Genomic DNA, 19,410 nt, shown 5'->3' with positions numbered 1-19,410 from the left:
CTTGCCGCGGGATGGAGCAGCCCGGTAGCTCGTCAGGCTCATAACCTGAAGGTCGCAGGTTCAAATCCTGCTCCCGCACCCAAACAAATAAGCCGCTAGATCAATCGTCTAGCGGCTTTTTGCTGCCCGAAACCCGACGCTCCCAATCCGACCGTGGAAGCCACGTGGAAGCGCTCGGCGCGCAATCCAGGCGGGGAGGGCGATTGGATCACGTCTGCGAGAGCCGCCGGTCAATCGTCGTCGCCGGCGTCGCTGACGCCAGCAGAGGTGCTGCGAGCTTCATCAAGGGCGTGGGCACAATCCTGGCGAGCAGCCAATCGGGCAACGGCTTTCAGCAACCAAAGTCTGTTCCTTTGGCGTACCTGGATCGATGACGTCGATCTCGCCGTTACCTCCCAGGCGAACGATGCCCATGCCCAAAGCTCTGATTCAAAGAAATGCCGCACCAGCTAGCGCGGGGCTCCGTTGCACCGTTTTAGGCCGCCCCAGATGACGCGACACGTTCCGCTTCTTCCGCGGCGACACGGCCTGCAGTCCAGGTGTGATGCGCCAACCACTCTTCAGCGAGGAAAAACTCCCCGCCTAAAACTTCAGCCTTCTCGTCGACAAGGCGGGCCTTCATGGCGTCTTCGCCGACGATTGCCACCCGTGCGTTGGAGTAGGGGGCAGGTAGTGAGAGATCAGTCGGGCGCATCACCGTCCATCGGAACGCACCCCGAGGATAGGCGCTTTGGATCTGATCGCGTCGCGTCAGAGGACTCTTGGAAAAACCGACCTTTATGATCAGCTTGTCTTCCACGCTTTGAGCTGAGCGACCGAGGTAGGCGGCTATGTCGCCCTCGAGCTTCAGGATGTAGAGATGCTTCGGACCGTCGGTCTCGCCCACAATATAAGGCGCGGTGCCCGGCGGGATCGCACGGCTCGGTGCGAGCGCTGTCTCAAGCGTGCTGATGGTGGTGTCGACCGGCTGAACTTGGCCGTAGACTGGGACCTCATAGACATCCATCTCAAGCAGACGATCGGCTTCGATCGTGTTCACCGCCACGCCGCTGGAGCCGATAAATTCAGGGTGTGCACTCGCGTACGCGTCTGAGAAAAGATCCTCCACGCGTCGCCAGTCCTCCGGCACGATTCGCCAGGCCCGCGTCGCCTGGACGGCGTACAACCACTTGCCACGCGAAGTGGGATCGTTCTCCTTCTCCGCCCATCGGTCGCCGGAGATGAACTGGCTGGCGTGTCCGATCGTGCGCGAGACTTCAAGCACGCCGACGACCTTGCCCCTCATCTCCTCCGGGCCTTTGCTTTTGGTCACATAGATTGCAACCAGGGTCCTGGTGCCTGTCTGGCTTAAGAAGCGAGAGCGCTTGTTCTCATCGGCAAAGCCGATGCAACCCCACTGATCTGGCGCGAAGCCCCAAAAAGAGGTGAGCCAAACATCTCTATCCGGCGGCAGGTCGCGGGGTGAAAGGCTGGGAACGCTCGTCCAGTCGAAGCCGAAAACCTGCTCCTGCGTCGTCTCAAGATCAATGTTCCCCAATACGCTCCGGATATAGCTCATCGCATCTTCGGCCGGATACCGCTGACCCTTCTTGACCAGGATCGTCGTTAGTGGCGGCAGACCCTGCTGGTGCAGCCAGTGCAGAATGACTTCTAGGTGGTCGCCGAGGCCGCGGCCGTTCGGATGGTTCCAACCCACCGCCTCGCCCACCTGTTGGTACGTGGCTCGGCTTCGCTTTGCCGCTCTAGCCGCGAGGAAGCGGGCGATCTCGAATTGAAAGGCGTCCATCTTGGAAGCCTAGCGGTTTTCGCTGTGACGGGAAGGCGGGGGAAGCAACTCAGCCGGCCGGAGTCGTGCCGGGTGCATCGACCACAACACAGCCCGCAGCGAGGAGAACCTCGGCGACTGCGTCAGCCTCGTGTGGTGGACGCGTCGGGTCGTCTATGTCGCCGCGGGGCACATAGAGGATGGATCCTGCACGACCGCGGGTGAGGAGCACGCGGTAGCCATTAAGGCGGAAGCGCTGCTTCTCGGCGGCGTGGACCATCTGCCAACGAGGCGCACGCATCATCCGCGCCGTCCAGGATGAGCCCGACCAGAGCAGGTCGCCGCCCCAGCATAGGCCGACGTAGTCGAGCTCCAAGCCCTGACACCCAAACTCGCTCATTGGCGTCTCCAATGCTCCAGAGCTTCGGAAGTCCGTCCAAGGCTTCAAGAACCAATGACCGATAGGGCCGAGCTCGTTGGAGCGCGGCGCCGGCGGCACGCCGTCGCCGATCAAACGCACCGCGCCTGAGCTGGTAAGGAGTCCGACGGAACGCCCGCCGCGCCGACGTAACTTTAGCCAGTCCTTGGCCGTTCTGAGCTCCCGGGTCAGATACGCCGGCGGCTCCGGCATAGCGTCCGCAAGGCTTCTAGCAGCTTGAATGTCGCCCCTCAGGAGTGCGGCGACCCAACGGCCGTGCATTGGATTGCGATAGGCCCGAATGGCGTTGGCGAGATGAAGATGTGGCTCGTGCTGAACCTGATCGGGGTCGAGTTCGGACTCTGACAGAAGTCCGGGACCAGCGACGTCGGGTCCGCCATCCAGAGCCTGAGGCGCGGCGACGACCGTCCAGGGGCGACCCGCTGCTGCTGATCGAGCCAGAGCTTTGCCCCAGAGCGGTAAGCCTCCTTCACCGCGATTGATCTCCTGACCTGGTCCCACCAAGCAAACCAGGCAGGCCCAATCGAGCCGATCCAAAATGTTGAGAAAGAGCTCCGGCTCAGAGTTCGGGCGACCCATGAGCTCTTGGCCGACCTCTTCGTCCCATGCGCGCTGGGCTTCGTCGAAGACGATCACATGTTCAGGCGGAGGTGCGCCGTCAGTGTGCTCCTTTAGGTAGGCAAGAAGGTTCTGGATCGCGGCGTCAGCCTCGTAGCGGGCCTTGGCCTTCGTTTCGCCGGTCCGATGGGCGTGATCGGCGGCCAAAGACTCGGTTAGGACATGGACCAGGGGACGATTGCCCGAAAGAAGGGCGGCGGGACGGCTTCCAGAGCGGCTCCTAAGCGCAAGGTCCAATCCAAGAAGGGTTTTGCCGGCCCCAGGAGCCCCCGTCACGAAACATATGACCTTGGCACGCTTGGCTTCTGCATCCGCTGCGATCTGTTGAAGGCGCTCGCCCGCAGCCTGCAACTCCGCGTCGGCGGCATCGCCTCGCCCGATGTCTGCGATCTGGTGTCCTGCGTAGAGGGCTTGTGCAGCTTCCACGATGGTCGGGGTGGGGCGGTAGGGCGAGAGAGCGAATGCCGTGGAGTCAACCGAGTGAGCGGAGCCGTCCGCCGCGGTGGCGGCCAACGCGAGGGCATCTTCCAGGGTCGCGGCGCTCGCGAGCAACAGGTCCGCGACCTGGTCCGCGAACGAGAGCTTCAAAGGAACGTTCGGTCCATATTCAGCGCACAGGATTGGGATGATCTGTCTAGCCTGACTGACGGCGTGAAAGTCTCGCAGCGACTGGGCATAGCGCTCCGCTTGGAGGCGGTCCGCCGCGGCGTAGCTTCCGGCACCGATCTTGAACTCGATGACGATGATGAGGCCTGGGCCGAGCAGAACGGCATCGAGCCTTTTCGCGAGGCGAAGGAGTGGGACTTCCAAAAGTATCGACCACTCAGGCCCGGTGAAGGGCGCGAGCGCTGTCTTCAGGATCTCAATCTCACGTTCCCAGGCGCTGATCTGCTCCGCTTCGGCGGAGGCGTGGAAGCCCATGTGTCGGATCGAGAGCCGGCCTACGATCGCATCGGGGTCTGCAATCTGAAACTCTCGCACCGGCGCGCCATAGAACGCGCGACTTGCAGGGCTGGAGGAGGCGGGAAGAGCGGCGGTCGATTGTGACAAGGCTTATGAGTCCCAGGGCTGCTTGGTTTGGAAGACTAGCGAGCGCTGGCATGTCTAGCTATGCCGGTATGTGGGGGTAGTGCTCGGGGTGTAGACGTCAGTGATAATCGTCTGAGCGAAGGCGCGTTCAGTCTCGAAATCTGGTCGGTTCGTCCTCTGCCCGACGGTCATTGCAACTTAAGGGGTGAGGAAATGAGCATGGCGACTGTGAAGATGTCATCCAAGTGGGGCGTTCAGTTGGAGGGGGAGGCTGTCGATCTGGTCAATCTCCGCCAAAAGGTGAACCATTCGATCGCTCATCCAGAAAGCTGCTTCATCTCCATGTTCGGCCCCGTGCATGTTTTGCGTTCAGCCGCATGGGATCGAGCTGGGACGGACGAGGCCGCCTTCCAACTGGCGCTAGGGGACCTGGCACTTCTACGCGGCTGCCTCGATGTCCTGGACGGCTGTGGCGACATTGGCCTGGGCACCATCTACCGTTTCATGCCTGACCAACGGTACGAGATGACGCGGCTCACCACCTTACCGATCAGGGTGCTGAAGGACCCGTCGAAGGCGGCTACGCCGCAGGATTTTGGAGCGCTGCTGGCGAAGGTGGATAGCGATCGCTGTTTGCGACAGGCCTTTTCAGACCTTCATTCGGACGCATCCTGGATCGACCTGTACAGATGTTGGGAGTCCCTAAAGGATCATTGGGGCGGCGAGGCTAAAGTGTACAAGGTCTTTCGAGGCGAAGAAGCGCGGATCGGGCTCATGAAGCGGACCGCCAATAGCTATCGGCACGTGAAGACCTATGACGTGATCGACAAGCCAATGCCGCGCGCAGAAGCTGTTGCCTATCTCAAGGACCTGCTCCAGAGATCTGCGATCAAACGGGGTGCGCCTCCAGCTAGTAAAGAGACTTTTGTCTTTGGAACGCAGGTCGAGCTGACTGATCACATCCTTCCCGCAGGACAGCCGGCTTCGCTGGAGCGTTTGACAATGACGCCTGTGGGGACCGGAGCCGCTGACCTCGTCACACAGTCGAGTGTTCAAGGCAGCGGTGCGGGCGAAGGCGTGCTCACCGTAGTTTCGCAAAGCGCTGAGCCCCAGGACCCTTGAAATCGCTGAATGGCGGCGCTTCAGGACTTGATGGCCCACTGATCGCCCCGCAGGCTGCGCGAACGCGATTTCGTCCAGGCGGACGCGTCTTCAGTCTTGGAAAAAAAGCCCCACAACTCCTCGATTTAAAGAGGGCAGGATAAAAGCCGCAAGGTGCGGTGGGGGTTGGGCGACGATTATTCGTCTTATTTTCAATCAGATACGACAAGGCGCGTTCTTGGCGCATACCTTGCCATTTTCGATAGCTCATTGAGTTATCGAAACAAATCACACCTTTTTGGGCATTTCGCAGGCCTTTTGAGGGAGCCGGACCGCTATCGCCCGGTCAAGGGCGGCTGCGCCGTCGCGGGGCGATGAGCGCGGGCCGCCCTCACCCCTGACAGTCCTCTCGCGGCCCGGCGAGGGGCTGCCGTAACGACGTTGGGAAGGTCAGGCTTTCATCCGAACGCCAGGCCCGCCCGCCGCGTCTGCGGGTATGAAGATCACACCGGCGTCTTCGAGGGCCTGCTGCACCTTGTCCAGAGTGCGAGATTGCATGTCGCCGCGTCCGGACTCGAATCGCTGGATCGTTGAGGGAGCAACGCCAGCTTCCTGTGCCAGTTCTCTAACACCCAGCCCTACAGCGGTGCGGGCCAGTTTGACCTGAAGAGGTGTGACAGTCGGCACGGTGTGCTCCTATGTGAATACACCGTATTGACATTGTCGGGTCGGTGTGATCATCTTCGCGTACATCGTGCTGAAATACTAGCGGGCGGCCGCCGCTCGCTTGCCGTGCTGTCTTCACGGAGAACCCCGCATGCCTGACTTTCAGAGGGTGTCCTGGCACCAAAAATGGCTGGCGCTCAATAACGAGTACGCCCGGCAGCTAGACACTTGGGCGGTGGCTTTGGCGCGCCTTGAGCGCCAGCCGGGCTGGTTCGCCATGTCAGACGCTGATCGCGATAGGGCGGAGCGGGCCGGCGGACTTGCGGACACAAACACCCGCCTGCGGTTGATGGACCGCCGCCTTCGCCGCTGGTTGCGCTTTCTGCCTAGGGCACCGGCTCAGGATATCGAGGGCGTCATTGCGAACCTGCAAGTGGCAGAACGCCTCCTGGCGCCGGAAGAAAACCGCATCGTGCATGGCCTGATCGTCCGGGCCGCCCGCGATCTCTCACGTTTGAAGCCTGGGTCATGACCCGCGCTCGTCGGGACCCTGATCGACGTTTGGCCCAAGCGCTTGCGGGGAATGCCAGGGCTTTCAGGGAAATGGCGCAAACAGCAAACTCGGAGATTGATGGATCTCGCGCCTACTTTCTGGCCATCGCCATTGAACTGGCCCTGAAGGCCTATCTCCTCCAGCGCGGGATTACGGACGACTGGAACCGCATTCACCTGCGGCATGATCTGAATAGGGCGCTGAGGTGCGCTCGTATGGCAGGCCTGCGCCATCTGCCGGACGGACTTCCTCAACTGATCGCCGCGCTCAGCCCGCTCTATGCTTCGGGGGCGTTGTCCTTTGGGCAGGGCAAGCCCGTGCTCCTGATGACGCCGGAAGCCGCAGACAAAGTGGTCAGCGCCCTCCTATCGGCTGTTGCGGCCGCAATGGATGACAACGGGCAGGCAGACACATGCACCGCCAGAAGGCCTCACCACGACGCATTTTAAGGCGCTCGGCTGCCGCTGATCAGAAGCGCGCCCTAGCCAAGGCGATCCTGCAACTCCCGGCCGATCTGCGGGACGTGTTCCTGCTGCACCGGATGGCGGGACTGTCCTTTGAAGAGATCGGCCAACAACTCAGCATCGAGCGTACCGTCGTTCAGGCCTATCTGGCGGAAGCCTTGGCGCGGATAGTTCGCGCGGCACCCCCTGATGTCTGACGTTGGGGTAAGCGATCCTTGCTGACAGCCTGCCCGCCAAATCACCTACGTCACTGTAAGGCCAAGTACATTCTTTGACTCTACGCGGTCATTGGCGACGTCCGCTAAGGCGTCGACCCTTCTCGCCAAGGCCAAACTCAAGGCAGTCTAGGCTTTTTCGCCAGCGCTTGAAAGAAGGCATGGCCCCAAGTGCTCGGCTCGGGCTGCACCGCACCGTGCGCATTCGAGCGCAATCTCAACCAGAGCATAATCGTGACTCGTTGGTTAGAGCGAGCTGTTGTCCGGAGCGAAAACGGTTCGCTCACGATCCGCAAAGTCGCTGATCGATGCCTTTCCGGTAACGCGCGCGCCGAGCACATCGGTCATGACGTCCTGAAAAATGCAGACGACCCTTTGTGGCGTTTCTGCGAGCTTGTGTTCAAACAGCAGCGCGTCGTGCATTGGCAAAACGACCTTAATGTCGTCCGCCTCAGCGACAGCCAAGAGCGCGCGCTTGAAAATTAAGGATGCCGTCCCTTGGACTACTTGGCTGACGGCCGAACGTTGCTCTTTGCCGGTGAGCTGACCTCCGCCGGTTCGCCGGTAGTGGTTGCCCATGACGGTAGCGACCCGGCCGGTGCGCTGAAACTCGGAGCAAACCTCCTTCTTCCACAGCTCGTAACGTTGGAAGAGCCGGAACGCTTCCCTTGCCTTCTGCCTATCAACGCCGAGCGCGACGGCGGCGTCCACAAGGGCTTTGCGGCTCATCCCGTAAGCATAGGACAGGAACAACTGCTTGGCGGCTTTCCGATTGCCGACAAGACCTAGGTGCGTAGTCGCAAAGAGCTCGTACATGTCGCCCGCCGAATAGAGCCGCTTGAGCTCCTCATCGCCGGACAGAGCTGCCATGATCCCGACCTCGAACTGGTCGAAGTCGACGTAACCGAGTTGGGCATCATCTCGCGCTGTGATGATCGATCGATATTGTTTCGGTATGTTTTGGAGACTGGGACTGCGCAGTTGCACGCGCGAGGTGCGCGACCCGAACACGTCCACGACCGGGCGCACGTTGTCGGTGGACAAGGTCAGCGAGCCCAGCACTCTCCGCGCGGTGTCTAGAGCAAGGAGCGCCATTGTGTCGCTGCCAAAATCGCGCTCATGCGGCACGAACTCGAGGAGGTATTCGACGGACACCTCGTCCAGCACGAAGCCTTCCTTAAGTAGCTTGGCCTCGATCGCGCGCCTGGTCGGCGTCTCTAGCGGCATGTCGTGCTTCGCTGAATAATCTTTCAGCAGCAGGAAATAGTCGTGTTCCGCTTGAGCCCGCTTGTTCGACAGGCCCGACGTGTCGATCAAAACACCGGACGACATTGATAGCTGGAGCAATCGGTAGGCAGGAACTTCGACGGAGAAGAAGCGATCGAATTCGCCGTTGGCGGACGCCTGCGCGCAGAGATCGGCGTACATCGCCGAGATCGCCGCTGCGGCCTTGGCGACGACTGCCGCGTCAAACGGGACACCCTTGTTGAACATCTTCTGGTATGTGTTACGGACCTCCTGCTCTGCCCCGTACTGCCCGATCTGCGTTGTGACGTCGCGCTTCTCCCGGGCGAGGCGGTCCTCGGGTATTCCGCTGATCGATATGCGGAACTCATCGACGTCGATGATCTTGCCAGGCAGCGTGCCAGTCCTGTCGAACAATGCGTCGCGGATCATCCAGAAGTCGTGGCATATTACGATACCCGGAAACTCGACGACGCTATTGGCTTCGGTTTCCTGGAGGTGCCCGTCTTGGAACCAGTAAAAAGAGTCTGCTCCTCTTCCGGTGAAGTCCTTCATGAAAAGCAACAGCCTGGAGGGCTGGTCAATCATAGCCGCTGACCTCATCGACGAGGTTCAGCAGATCGGTGCTCTCTCGCACGGCAAATGGTAGGCCGTCCTCGTTGCAGTGGCGCTCCGCCCTTCCCCCCGTTCCCTTCAGGCCGACGGGGATACGGCCGTAGAGCGGACGCCGCGCCTCTTCGTCCAGCACCGATGAGGCGATCAGGAGATAGCGGGCGTTCTGGTAGGGAAGCGTCGCGAACTCGTGCAGGCACTTCTCGATCAGGGCCTTCTCGTCGACGCAGCGGAGCCAGATTAAGATAGCCGCTGCTTCGCCCGACTTCATGTCCTCTCGTAGTTTCCGGTCCGCCAGCGCCACGAGATCGTCCGACCGATGTCGCCGCACCGCAAGCAGCATCCAGATGTTATAGTTCTGCCATTCGTGGATGGCCCCGTCCTCCGATAGAAGGAAAGCCTCTAAGGCCGGCAGGCACCGGCCGCCGCGATCCAGCGTGGCGATCAGTCGGCAGTACTGGTCAGTTGTGACGGCGTGCTCAGACAGCGAGCGAGAAAGAGCGTCGAGGAGGTTGACTGACAGCGCGTCGCCCACGTCAAAGAGCCCGGAATCCACGATCTTAGCCACCCGGTTCACCGCGAAGCGGAAGGTCCGCGTCTGCGAGTTTCCCTTCTCGATGCATTGGCTCAGGATCTCGAAGATGTATGTCACCGACCTGGTCACGATGCGTCGGCTGCGGGACTGCCACATCTGGTTGATCGCGATGGTGGAGCTGTCCTGTGATGGGAAGTACTCTGCCACTTTATCGTTCGAGACGTCTGGTGCCAGAATCTCAGTCTTGTTGGCGTTGATATTGAGACCAACCGTGCGCAGCTGCCGGATGAGATCCTGCAGGGCGCGCCGGGCGTGCAACTCGGAATCGGCGATGATGCGGATGTCGTCGACGTAGCGATAATAGTCGTACCCCTTTGACGTCATCTCTTTATCGACGCGCGCCAGTAGGATGTTCGAGAGGAAGGCGGATGCGTCGCGGTTCTGTGGCAGCCCATGGTCGCGGCTGAACGTCCATTGCGTGAGCAGCCGGTCGAGGGTGGCGATCGCGTTGCGGATCTGCAGCTTTTCCGGTCCGGTCGCCGCGAGGTCGGAAACTGAATGCTCAAGCGCTTTGATGATTTGCGCTCGCGAAATGTTTTCGAAAAAGTTGCTTAGATCAGTAACCAGCAGATGCCGCCCCGACCTGCGGAATGTCAGCGTGACGCCTTCGAACGTGAACCAGCGATCGATTTTGTTCTTGAACAGATACTTCGGATCGAGGGGAGTCGGCTCGTAGCGGTAGCTTAGCACCCGGTGCCCAAGCAGTGGGTCGTAGAACGGGATCAAAAAGCTGCAGATGGCCTGATAGACGAAACGATCGAAAAAATCGGTCTCGAGGCCATAACGTTCTCCGTATCCTTTCTTTGGAATGTTGCGCACGACGCTGCGGGTGCCCCGATACTCACCGTTCCATTCCTGCAGAAGCGCGATAATGATCCGCTTCGCCTCGGCCGGGTCCTTGAAAATGTCGTCGTACTGAAGGCAGTCGAAATACCAATCGTCGCGCATATCCTGCCGGAGATGTTTCAGGACCAGATCGAACTGCACTGGAAATCCGAGCGCTTGCCCATTTAGCCAGAAGGCAGGCTCAAGCACATAATCGGTCCGATCATTCGCCTCGGGCACATCGACCGCGATTATCTGGGGTGCCTTAGCATTGCGCAAAAACCGGTCGAGATCGTCGCCGGCATCCGCCACCTGGTGGTCCTCAACCGCTCGAAGGTAGGCACCAGAAATGTCGATCGGTGCAGCGCCCTCAGTGAGAACGACAAACGCCGCTTTGCCGAGGCTCCGCGCTACGCCGAGCTCATACATTATCGAGTCGCGGCCTTTTTCGCCTAGGACCGTGGCTATGAAATCCGACGCGGCGATGAGTTTCAGGATCTCCTGCGTGATGGCTGACCCGACATTCGGCGAATGTGCGGAGGTTACGGCTATGCCCCGCGCCATGAGCATATCCGTCAAGCTAGTCGTCTCGGGCCCTGTCAAACCAGAGACGAAGCACGTCTGAAACCGCGATTTCACCTGCGAGGAAAGCATGGTCACTTGTTGAACTGTGAAGGTCGCAACAATCAAGCCTTGAATCAAAGATGAGGGCGCGCCCCTACGGACGGAAACGACGCGGCGGGTCGGTATGCCTCGCCGCGCTACGACGATGAAGGTCAAGTGTCGGAGTGAAGGCCGATGTCTCCTTCTGGCGCGTCGCCGACATCAGCGCGAATAGGCGAGGACACCTGACCATAAGCCGACGAAGCCCCTCCGGTGGGGCAAGAATGACGAACCCTCTTGGGAGGACTCATCAATGCGACCGCCCGACGGGAAGATGGCTCTTGTCATGATGCCCCATCGGCATCCATGCCGCTACGAGCACTCGGAGTGCAAGGTCTGCCTTGTTCACCATGCAGGAGTCCTGGATACATCGCGACGGGCGCGGGCTCGGCTCAGATCAGTGCGAAGGCGACCCCGCTTGCGGCGGTCAGGGCAACGACTATCCATGGTGTGCACTTCCACACCGTCAACAGAACGAAGCCGGCCAGCGCCACGAGGAAGTCGATCGGACTCAGGATCGCGCTGGTTCCTACTGGGGTATAGAGGGCGAAAGCGAGAATGCCGACGACCGCCGCGTTCGCACCGCGCATCGCCGCCTGGGCCGCCGGTCGGGCGCGCAGCAGGCTCCAGAACGGCAGCACGCCTGTCACCAGCAGCAATCCCGGCGCGAAGATCGCCACGAGACAAAGGGCGGCCCCAGCGAGTCCATTCGGAGAAGGCTCCATCACGGCGCCCAGATAGGCGGCGAAGGTGAAAAGCGGCCCCGGGACGGCTTGGGCTGCGCCATAGCCCGCAAGAAAGCCATTGGAATCGATCCAGCCGGGCTGCACCACGCCTTCTTCGAGCAGGGGCAGAACGACGTGACCGCCTCCGAAAACGAAGGCGCCGGCTCGATAGAAGACGTCCAGCAAGGCGACGCCGTGGAACCCTGTCGCCATGGAGGCGAGCGGTAGGCCCGCCAGAAGCAGAAGGAACAGGACCAGGGCCCCTGCGCCGGCGCGCCGTGAAATCGGGAAGCTTGCAGTCGCCCCTGGCGCGGCGGTCGTCGTGCGGCAAAGGCGCAGCCCCGCCAGACCGCCGAGGACGATAGCGACGATCTGGCCTGTCGCTCCGCCGAGCAACATCAGGATTACAACAGCGGCTAGGCCGATGACTGCTCTTTGCCAATCAGGGGTCAGGGTGCGGGCCATCCCCCAGACCGCCTGAGCGACCACAGCCACGGCCACCAGCTTCAGTCCATGAAGCAGGCCCATTCCAACTGGCCCGTGGAGCGAGGCTGCGCCCATGGCGAACAAGACCAGAAGCGCGGCGGACGGCAGCGTGAAGGCGCACCATGCCGCAACGCCACCCAATGGGCCGGCGCGCCACAAGCCCAAGGCGTAGCCCACTTGGCTGGAGGCCGGCCCTGGCAGGAATTGGCACATGGCGACCAGGTCGGCGTATCCGGCTTCATCGATCCAACGGCGTCGAGCGACCAACTCGTTCCGGAAATAGCCGAGGTGCGCGACGGGGCCGCCGAACGACGTGAGGCCGAGTTTGAGGAAGACCGCGAAGACCTCTGCCGGCGAGCCGGTCAGGGGCGCGCTCAGGCGTCTGTGGGCTGCTTTGGATTCGCCGCTGATTTCCGTGGCCATTCTCCAGCAATCCAGTCTGATGCTACGCAGACCTGATCGCGATCGCTGACAGGTCATTGGCCGCATCGATCGGCACGCCCGACGCCTTTCGCTCGGAATAGCGATCCACCAACTGACCTGCGTGCCACCGCGTCAAGACGGTGAAGCGCACCAGTTCCTCCATCACATCGACGATGCGATCGTAGTAGCTGGACGGCTTCATGCGGCCGTCGTCGTCGAACTCCAGGAAGGCCTTGGCGACGCTGGACTGGTTGGGGATGGTGATCATCCGCATCCAGCGGCCGAGCAGGCGCAGGGTGTTGACCGCGTTGAAACTCTGCGAGCCGCCGGAGACCTGCATGACGGCAAGGGTGCGGCCCTGAGTCGGGCGCATACCGCCCATGCTCAGCGGCAGGTGATCGATCTGAAGCTTCATGATCCCCGAAATCTGGCCGTGGCGTTCGGGGCTGCTCCAGACCATGCCCTCCGACCACAGGGCATGCTCGCGCAGTTCGTGGACGGCGGGATGATCGTCGTAGTCGACCTGATCGGTCAGCGGCAGGTCGGACGGATCGAAGATGCGCGTTTCGCAGCCCATGAAGCGCAGCAGGCGAGCGGCCTCCTCGACGCATAGCCGGGAATAGGAGCGGTCGCGCAGTGAGCCGTAGAGCAGCAGGATGCGGGGCGGATGATCGTGCGGGCCGAGGCCGAGCGCGGGGCGGCTGGACAGATAAGCTGGGTCGAGCGCGGGCAGGTGGTCGGGATCAGGCAGGTCGCGAAGGCGGGTCATCGGGCGCGCAGTTCCTTGAACATGAAGGCCGCCGAGGCCGGGCACAGGCCGCTGAACTGCCGGGAGGCGGCGACTGAGGGCGGCGCGGCTGACCGAAGGGCGACCGAATAGCCGTGTCGCTGGAAGAAGGCGGCGGCCGAGGTCGTGAGCAGATAGAGACCGTCGGCCCCTTGTCCGGCGGCTTCGGCTTCGAGCCAGCACAGGATCGCTCCGCCGTGACCGCCGCCGCGACGGCTGTCAGGGACGACGATGGAGCGGATCAAGACGTCGGGCCCGACCTGCTCCAGCCCGCCGTAGCCGATCAGTCCGGCATCGTCCCCGAAGCGGTAGAAGCGCCGATCGGGCTCGTGGAGATCGTCCGTCGGCAGCCCGGCGGCCTCCAGCGCGGCGATGAGGTCGGGAGTGGGCTCGGGCAACTCCACGGCGTTGAAGGCCATCAGCAGGCGCCCTTCTTCGGGGCGGTCGCGGGGAAGCAGCGGCGGCCCAGCCACAGGGCGACCGACACCAGCAGGATCAGCACAGGGACCTCGACCAGCGGACCGATGACGGCGGCGAAGGCTACCGGCGAGGCCAATCCGAACGCCGCGATGGCGACGGCGATCGCCAGTTCGAAGTTGTTGGAGGCAGCGGTGAAGGCCAGGGCCGTGGTGCGCGGATAGTCCGCCTCGATCAGCCGTCCCATCAGGAAGCTGACCACGAACATGACCAGGAAGTAGATCGTCAGCGGAATGGCGATGCGCAGGGCGTCCAGCGGCAGGGCGACGACCTCGCCGCCCTTCAGGCTGAACATGGCGACGATGGTGAACAGCAGGGCGATCAGGGTGATCGGCGCGATGCGCGGCAGGAAGCGCGCCTCGTACCAGTCGTTCCCCTTGCGCGTGACCAGCGCGCGCCGGGTCAGGAAACCGCCGAGAAAGGGCAGGCCCAGATAGACCAGGACGGCGCTTGCGATGGTCCAGACGCTGACGTCAACCACGCTGCCCTCCAGCCCGAACAGGGGCGGCAGTACGGTCAGGAACAGCCAGGCGTAGAGGCTGAAGAAGGCGATCTGGAAGATCGAGTTGAAGGCGACCAGGCCCGCCACATATTGGTTGTCGCCGCGCGCCAACTGGTTCCAGACCAGCACCATGGCGATGCAGCGGGCTAGTCCGATCAGGATGACGCCGGTCATGTGTTCCGGCTGGTCGCGCAGGAAGATCACCGCCAGCGCGAACATCAGCACCGGCCCCAACACCCAGTTCTGGAACAGGGACAGAAGCAGCACGCGCTTGTCGGCGAAGACGCGGGGAAGTTCCTCGTACGTCACCCGCGCTAGCGGCGGATACATCATCAGGATCAGGCCGATGGCTATGGGGATGTTGGTCGTCCCGACCGACAGGCCGTCGATCCAGGCGGGAAGCCCGGGCGCGACTGTGCCCAGCAGCACGCCCAGCGCCATTGCGGCGAAAATCCACAATGTCAGCCAGCGATCGAGGAAGGACAGGTGGCGCCTTGGTTGTTCAGCAATCACGGCATTGACCATCAGCGGACCCTCCGGCCCCCGGCGTCGATGACGACTTCGCCGTCCTCCTTGGTGAAGGGCTTGAGTCCTTCTGAAGGCAGAAGGTCGAGGACCGCTTCGGACGGGCGACATAGCTTCACGCCTAGCGGCGCGACCACGATCGGACGGTTCAGCAGAATCGGGTGTGCTTCGATGGCGTCCAGAATCTGGTCATCGGTCAAATCAGGGTCTCCGAGGACCAGTTCGGTGAAGGGGGTGCCCTTCTCGCGCAGAAGGCCGCGCAGGGGGACGCCCATCCGTTCGACCAGCGCCTGGATCATGGCGCGGTTGGGCGGCGTCTTCAGATACTCGATGACTTGCGGCTCGATCCCGACGTGTCGGATCAGGGCCAGGGCGTTGCGCGACGTGCCGCAGGCAGGGTTGTGATAGATGACGACGTCCATGGTGTCCTCATGCGCGGCAGAGCGAGAGTTCGGCCAGTAGCGGCTCGCACAGTTCGGCGCGGCCCTGGCAGCAGTCCTTCAGCAGGAACAGGACCAGCGCCTGGAGGCGATCCAGGTCCGCCCGGTAGATGATCGACCGGCTGTGGCGCTCCGAATTGACCAGGCCGGCGCGGGACAGAACCCCGAGGTGCGCCGACATGGTGTTGGCGGGCACCGCCAGGGCATCCGCGATCTCGCCGGCGGGTAGGCCTTCGGGTTCGTGCCGCACCAGCAGACGGAAGGCCTCAAGGCGTGTCGGTTGGGCTAGGGCGGCAAGAGCGAGGATGGCGGCTTCGGATTCCATGATTCCAAAATAATGGAATTAATGGTGTCGTCAACCAAGCCGGGAACGCTAAGCAAGGATGGAATGTCAGCTGTCCGTCGAGAAGCCAATGACTGCTCCTGGCGCAAAGCGGATCAATAGCCGCCACGCGGCGGCTCGCAGGCGAGGCCGTCACCATCGCCGTCCATCCAGGAGCGATATGAGGGATCCCAACTGGGGATGTCTTTTCGGCCGGCTGCCCGCACGGCCGTGCAGCCGCTGTAATGCTGATCGGTCGTGCGCACTTTGACATATGACGCGACTGCTGCGCGAGGAGCTGATGGCGTGATCGCGAACCAGGTCAGGGCAAAAGCCACAACAGCGGTTAGGCCGACGACGGCAGCAAAAGGTAGCTGGAAGGGGCGAGCAGGGGGCGCTTGCCGGTGAGATCTATGGGGCGATTTTCGGCGCATCAGCACACGATGCTCGCTGAAGGTTGAGCGGCCGTTACGATGTTGATCGGCGTTCTCTGACATCGCCAGGGCGACCGTCAATCGAGGTGAGAGGGCTATCTGGAGATGGCCCAGCTTCACCCCAGCGCTGACGCCAGCCGTCCCGCGATCCGCGTCGCCGCTTCTCTCACCGGGTGGTCGGCAAGGTGCGCATACCGGGCGGTGGTCTGAACCTGAGTGTGTCCCAATAGCTTGCCGATCATCGGCAAGCCTTCGCCCGCCAAGACGCCGTCCGACGCATAGGTGTGGCGAAGGTCGTGAATGCGAACGTCTTCCAGGTTGGCAGTCTTACGAATGCGCCGCCACGGATGCTGGAGATCGGTGAGGTGGCTTCCTTCCAACTTGCCGACGATGACGTAGGGATTGCCGTCAACCTCAGGCAGCTTGCGCAGCAGTTCGACGACGGCGTCGCCCAGGTAGACCGTCTTCGCTCCGGTCTTGCTGTCCGGCAGCCGGAAGCGGCCAGCCCTGAAGTCGATATAGCTCCACTTCAATGTCTGGATTTCGCGCAGGCGGCAGCCGGTGAGCAGCAGCAGCCTGAAGGCGGCGACGGCGAAACGGCTTTCTGCGCCTGTGCGCTCGGCCTCTTGAAGGGCCGCGCCCAGGCGCTCGATCTCTTCGGGCGACAGGAAGCGCTCTCGCTTGCGCTCGGGGAAGGCCTTCACGTCGTCGCATGGATTGGTGCGCTTGTCCCGCATGCCCCAGACCTCGGCCAGGTTCATCATCTTGGAGAGAACGCCTAGGACCCGGTTCGATTGGTAGGGGGTATGGGCATACTTCCCATGCAACTCCGCCACGTCGGCCGAGGTCACTGTCCGAACCCTCTGTTTGCCGAAGAACGGATTGATGAAGAACTGAATGGCTCGCTTGTACTCGTACTCGGTGGTCGGCTTGCAGCGCACGGCGACATGTTCCTTGAGGAAGCGCGCTCCCAACTCCTGAACCGTCGCTGCCTGACGCTCCATGTCGCGCAACGTCGCTGGATCGGCCCCGCCGCCGCGAACGGCGCCCAGCATCCGGTTGGCCTCTCGTCGCGCGATCTCGGCCGTCACGACGCCATGCTGGCCCAGCGCCATGCGTCGCGTTCGGCCGTGCCGCCGATACTGGATCAGATAGAAGCGTTTGCCATTTGGCATCACGCGGACGCCGAAACCCGGCAACTCGCCATCGAAAATAATGTAATCTCTGGCGCGAGCCTCGAGGCGGTCCACCACGCGCTTGCTCAACTTCTCGCTGGCCATCTCCAAGTCCTTTTCTGACGAAGTCGCCGCGTTTCAAGCCGGTTGTTCCGTGGAAGCAATATGGAAGCGGTTGGCGGAAAAGCAGGGCGAAATAGATCGCAGAAACGGTGAGTCAGAATGGCTGGGGCGTCAACAGAAAGTCAGGCATAGTAGGGGTTTAGCGTTCAATAAGAAGCGCCGTCGCGAGAAGTGAAAACTCTAAAAATCGTTCTCATAACCTGAAGGTCGTAGGTTCAAATCCTACTCCCGCACCCAAGCTTACAAAGCCCCGATGGCTAACGCCACGGGGCTTTCTGCTGTCTGGGCCTAACCCGGACGCGTCCAACTGGAACTTGCCCAGGCCTTCCGCCGGAATGAAGTCCACGCGCTCGATCAGCTTGCGCAGTTCCGTGCGCGCCTCCTCGCCGTCATCACCCTCGACCGCCTGGTGCAGGTTTTCCGCCAGCCGGCGGTAGGCCGCAGCAGCGCCGGGGTGAAGCTGGATCACCGACGGGGCGGCGTCGACCGCCAGTCGGGCCTGGATCTCGCTTCGGCGGGTCTTCAGCGGCGCGCTGATCGTCTTCAGTTCATCCGTCTCGATTGCGCCGTCAAGGCACATGGTCTGCGCTCGCTTCAGCTTGCGTTCGATCTCCGCCAGTTCGCACTCCAGCGGCGCCCGTTCGACCAGGGGGGCGCGGCGCTCTGCCTCTGCTGCTGCGTGAAAGGTTCTGACGGCCTCCGCGATCGCTTCAGGCGACAGCAGATGGGTCTTGATGCCGGTGAAAACGCGCTCTTCCACCGTCCTGGCGGCGATGATCTTGCCGTTGGAGCAGGTCCCGCGATCGTAGCGGCCGCTGCAGTTGTACTTGCCGCCTTTCAGCGTCATGGCGGATCCGCACAGGCTGCACTTCATCAGCCCGGACAGCAGGCGTTTGGGTTTGCGGGTGAGCGTCTTAGGGTGTTCGGCTTGGGCATCTAGGCGGGCCTGGACGGTATTCCAGAGTTCTTGATCGATGATGCGCAGGTGCGGGACGGGTTGGCGGATCCAGTCCTCCGGCGGATTTAGCACTGATGAGCGCTTTCCGGAGTCGGGGTGCTTGCGGTAGCGACGCCGATTGAACACCCGCACGCCGATAGAGTTCCTGGTGCAGGATGCCGTCCTGGGCGCGGCGGTCACCATGAATGGTCGAGGGCGTCCATTCACCGCCGCGAGGGCCGGCTTCGCTGGCGGCGTTCAACTTGTGAGCGATGGCGCGGGCCGACATTTCGTTGCGGCCGAAGTCGTTGAAGATCTGGTGGAGGATGCCGACTTGGCGGGCGTTGGGCTGCAGTTCGCCCTTGCCGACGATGTCGTAGCCATAGCAGCGGCCTCCGCCCGAGAAGCCGGCCTTCACCCTCGCGACAAGGCCGCGCCGAGTTTTCTTGGCCAGATCGTGCAGAAAGAGTTCGTTCATGGTCCCTTTGAGGCCGATGTGGATCCGGTCGATCGGGCCCTCAGTCAGTGTTCTCAGTGGGACGTTCGCATAGGTGAGTCGCTTGAAAATATGGGCGATGTTTTCCTGATCGCGTGAAAGGCGATCGAGAGCTTCAGTCAGGACATCGCTGACCTCCCCGCGCGCGACGGCGTTCAGGAGAGCGCGCAGCCCGGGGCGATTATCAATGGCGCTACCGGAAATGGCTTCGTCGGTGAATTCGAGAATGTCGGTAATGCCTTCGGCGCGGCTGGCATCTCGCAGCAACGCAATTTGGTCAGCGGTAGAGCGCGCATTTTGAAGGTCTATGGAATGGCGACCGTAGATGGCGCGCATTTTAGGGCGAAGGACCAAGGGATTTCCTATTTGAAGTTTTCTGCAAAAAAGTGGTTGACGCCGCCTGTCGCGTCGCCTTATATAGGCAGATGAGGCTTTTTGCGCCTTTAACTTGACATTGCTGTCTGGCTATCGCACTCTGCGGGAACAAACAACCCCGGGGAGTGCTTATGCGTGCCGACCATTGGGGCACGGCGGGCGCCGAGGCCCTTGATCAGAAAGAATATTCCGTCCGGTTGATGGGCGGCGAGGCGCTGCGGATGCGTCTGGAGGCTGCGGACCTGTCCGCCGTCAGCGAGCAGTTGCGTCGCGAGCGGGCCCTGGTCGGCCACCTCATCATCGAAGAGGACGGCTATCCGTCGATCGTCGAAGCGCTCGTGCCCAGCCATCGCATTCAGCTGGTGCTCGCTCATGACGGCTGACGCCAACGTC

At 62.0% G+C, this 19,410-nt stretch carries 19 protein-coding genes, 1 tRNA gene and 1 pseudogene; 6 read left to right on the top strand and 15 right to left on the bottom strand.

Features of this window, described 5'->3' with window-relative positions:
- Nucleotides 1-5 precede the first annotated feature (5 nt).
- Nucleotides 6-82: transfer RNA gene (locus RT567_RS05110), tRNA-Met, on the top strand.
- A 393-nt stretch (nt 83-475) separates the two neighbouring features.
- Here the strand turns inward: RT567_RS05110 and RT567_RS05105 are convergent.
- Both RT567_RS05105 and RT567_RS05100 read right to left on the bottom strand, forming a co-directional pair.
- Nucleotides 476-1,786 (bottom strand): hypothetical protein, encoded by a 1,311-nt coding sequence (locus RT567_RS05105; RefSeq protein ID WP_313475487.1) that lies wholly within the window; start codon nt 1,784-1,786, stop codon nt 476-478.
- Nucleotides 1,787-1,835: 49 nt separating this feature from the next.
- Nucleotides 1,836-3,872, bottom strand: coding sequence for a DNA/RNA helicase domain-containing protein (locus RT567_RS05100; RefSeq protein ID WP_313475485.1), 2,037 nt, complete (start codon nt 3,870-3,872; stop codon nt 1,836-1,838).
- A 198-nt stretch (nt 3,873-4,070) separates the two neighbouring features.
- On the opposite strand from RT567_RS05100, the gene RT567_RS05095 reads away from it, so the two are divergent.
- Complete coding sequence (locus RT567_RS05095; RefSeq protein WP_313475483.1) at nt 4,071-4,973, top strand: hypothetical protein; 903 nt, start codon at nt 4,071-4,073, stop codon at nt 4,971-4,973.
- A 429-nt stretch (nt 4,974-5,402) separates the two neighbouring features.
- On the opposite strand, the gene RT567_RS05090 is transcribed toward RT567_RS05095, so the two are convergent.
- Nucleotides 5,403-5,639, bottom strand: a complete 237-nt coding sequence (locus tag RT567_RS05090; RefSeq protein ID WP_303705558.1) for a helix-turn-helix transcriptional regulator — start codon at nt 5,637-5,639, stop codon at nt 5,403-5,405.
- Nucleotides 5,640-5,769: 130 nt separating this feature from the next.
- On the opposite strand from RT567_RS05090, the gene RT567_RS05085 reads away from it, so the two are divergent.
- From RT567_RS05085 to RT567_RS05075, 3 genes are read left to right on the top strand one after another with little or no spacing between them, the layout of a single operon-like run.
- Nucleotides 5,770-6,150, top strand: a complete 381-nt coding sequence (locus RT567_RS05085) for a hypothetical protein (RefSeq protein ID WP_313574762.1) — start codon at nt 5,770-5,772, stop codon at nt 6,148-6,150.
- On the top strand, nt 6,147-6,620 hold the full coding sequence (locus tag RT567_RS05080; RefSeq protein ID WP_313475481.1) for a hypothetical protein: 474 nt from the start codon (nt 6,147-6,149) through the stop codon (nt 6,618-6,620). The genes RT567_RS05085 and RT567_RS05080 overlap by 4 nt, the downstream gene beginning before the upstream one ends.
- A complete protein-coding gene (locus RT567_RS05075) occupies nt 6,584-6,832 on the top strand; it encodes a sigma-70 region 4 domain-containing protein (RefSeq protein ID WP_313475479.1) in 249 nt (82 codons plus the stop codon). Before RT567_RS05080 ends, RT567_RS05075 begins: the two co-directional genes overlap by 37 nt.
- A gap of 264 nt (nt 6,833-7,096) precedes the next feature.
- Here RT567_RS05075 and RT567_RS05070 read toward each other — a convergent pair whose 3' ends face one another.
- The 12 genes and pseudogenes from RT567_RS05070 to RT567_RS05020 form a co-directional block, all read right to left on the bottom strand.
- On the bottom strand, nt 7,097-8,650 hold the full coding sequence (locus RT567_RS05070) for a DNA polymerase (protein ID WP_313574759.1): 1,554 nt from the start codon (nt 8,648-8,650) through the stop codon (nt 7,097-7,099).
- 25 nt (nt 8,651-8,675) lie between these two features.
- Nucleotides 8,676-10,697, bottom strand: coding sequence for a reverse transcriptase domain-containing protein (locus RT567_RS05065; RefSeq protein ID WP_313475488.1), 2,022 nt, complete (start codon nt 10,695-10,697; stop codon nt 8,676-8,678).
- Nucleotides 10,698-11,182: 485 nt separating this feature from the next.
- A complete protein-coding gene (gene chrA / locus RT567_RS05060) occupies nt 11,183-12,424 on the bottom strand; it encodes a chromate efflux transporter (RefSeq protein ID WP_003163811.1) in 1,242 nt (413 codons plus the stop codon).
- Nucleotides 12,425-12,446: 22 nt separating this feature from the next.
- On the bottom strand, nt 12,447-13,193 hold the full coding sequence (gene arsH, locus RT567_RS05055; protein WP_003163810.1) for an arsenical resistance protein ArsH: 747 nt from the start codon (nt 13,191-13,193) through the stop codon (nt 12,447-12,449).
- Nucleotides 13,190-13,630 (bottom strand): arsenic resistance N-acetyltransferase ArsN2, encoded by a 441-nt coding sequence (arsN2, locus tag RT567_RS05050; protein WP_313521653.1) that lies wholly within the window; start codon nt 13,628-13,630, stop codon nt 13,190-13,192. Before arsN2 ends, arsH begins: the two co-directional genes overlap by 4 nt.
- Entirely contained in the window at nt 13,630-14,715 is a 1,086-nt protein-coding gene (gene arsB / locus RT567_RS05045) for an ACR3 family arsenite efflux transporter (RefSeq protein WP_003163808.1), read from the bottom strand. The genes arsN2 and arsB overlap by 1 nt, the downstream gene beginning before the upstream one ends.
- Nucleotides 14,715-15,137 (bottom strand): arsenate reductase (glutaredoxin), encoded by a 423-nt coding sequence (arsC, locus tag RT567_RS05040; protein ID WP_003163807.1) that lies wholly within the window; start codon nt 15,135-15,137, stop codon nt 14,715-14,717. Before arsC ends, arsB begins: the two co-directional genes overlap by 1 nt.
- Nucleotides 15,138-15,144: 7 nt before the next feature.
- Entirely contained in the window at nt 15,145-15,480 is a 336-nt protein-coding gene (locus tag RT567_RS05035) for an ArsR/SmtB family transcription factor (protein WP_003163806.1), read from the bottom strand.
- Between the two features lie 113 nt (nt 15,481-15,593).
- Complete coding sequence (locus tag RT567_RS17245) at nt 15,594-15,911, bottom strand: excalibur calcium-binding domain-containing protein (RefSeq protein WP_409516146.1); 318 nt, start codon at nt 15,909-15,911, stop codon at nt 15,594-15,596.
- Nucleotides 15,912-16,027: 116 nt separating this feature from the next.
- Nucleotides 16,028-17,191: a site-specific integrase gene (locus tag RT567_RS05030; RefSeq protein WP_249750293.1), complete on the bottom strand. Its 1,164-nt coding sequence runs from the start codon at nt 17,189-17,191 to the stop codon at nt 16,028-16,030.
- Between the two features lie 211 nt (nt 17,192-17,402).
- Nucleotides 17,403-18,086, bottom strand: a complete 684-nt coding sequence (locus tag RT567_RS05025) for a recombinase zinc beta ribbon domain-containing protein (protein ID WP_409516145.1) — start codon at nt 18,084-18,086, stop codon at nt 17,403-17,405.
- A 117-nt stretch (nt 18,087-18,203) separates the two neighbouring features.
- A pseudogene (locus RT567_RS05020) lies at nt 18,204-18,978 on the bottom strand (recombinase family protein); the annotation flags it as partial.
- A 170-nt stretch (nt 18,979-19,148) separates the two neighbouring features.
- Here RT567_RS05020 and RT567_RS05015 point away from each other — a divergent pair.
- On the top strand, nt 19,149-19,400 hold the full coding sequence (locus RT567_RS05015; protein WP_313574755.1) for a hypothetical protein: 252 nt from the start codon (nt 19,149-19,151) through the stop codon (nt 19,398-19,400).
- Nucleotides 19,401-19,410: the final 10 nt, after the last annotated feature.

Source organism: Brevundimonas sp., from assembly GCF_032107865.1.
GTDB lineage: Bacteria > Pseudomonadota > Alphaproteobacteria > Caulobacterales > Caulobacteraceae > Brevundimonas.
The sequence above is the reverse complement of the archived record's forward strand: the minus strand, read 5'-3'. Positions and strand labels throughout refer to the sequence as shown.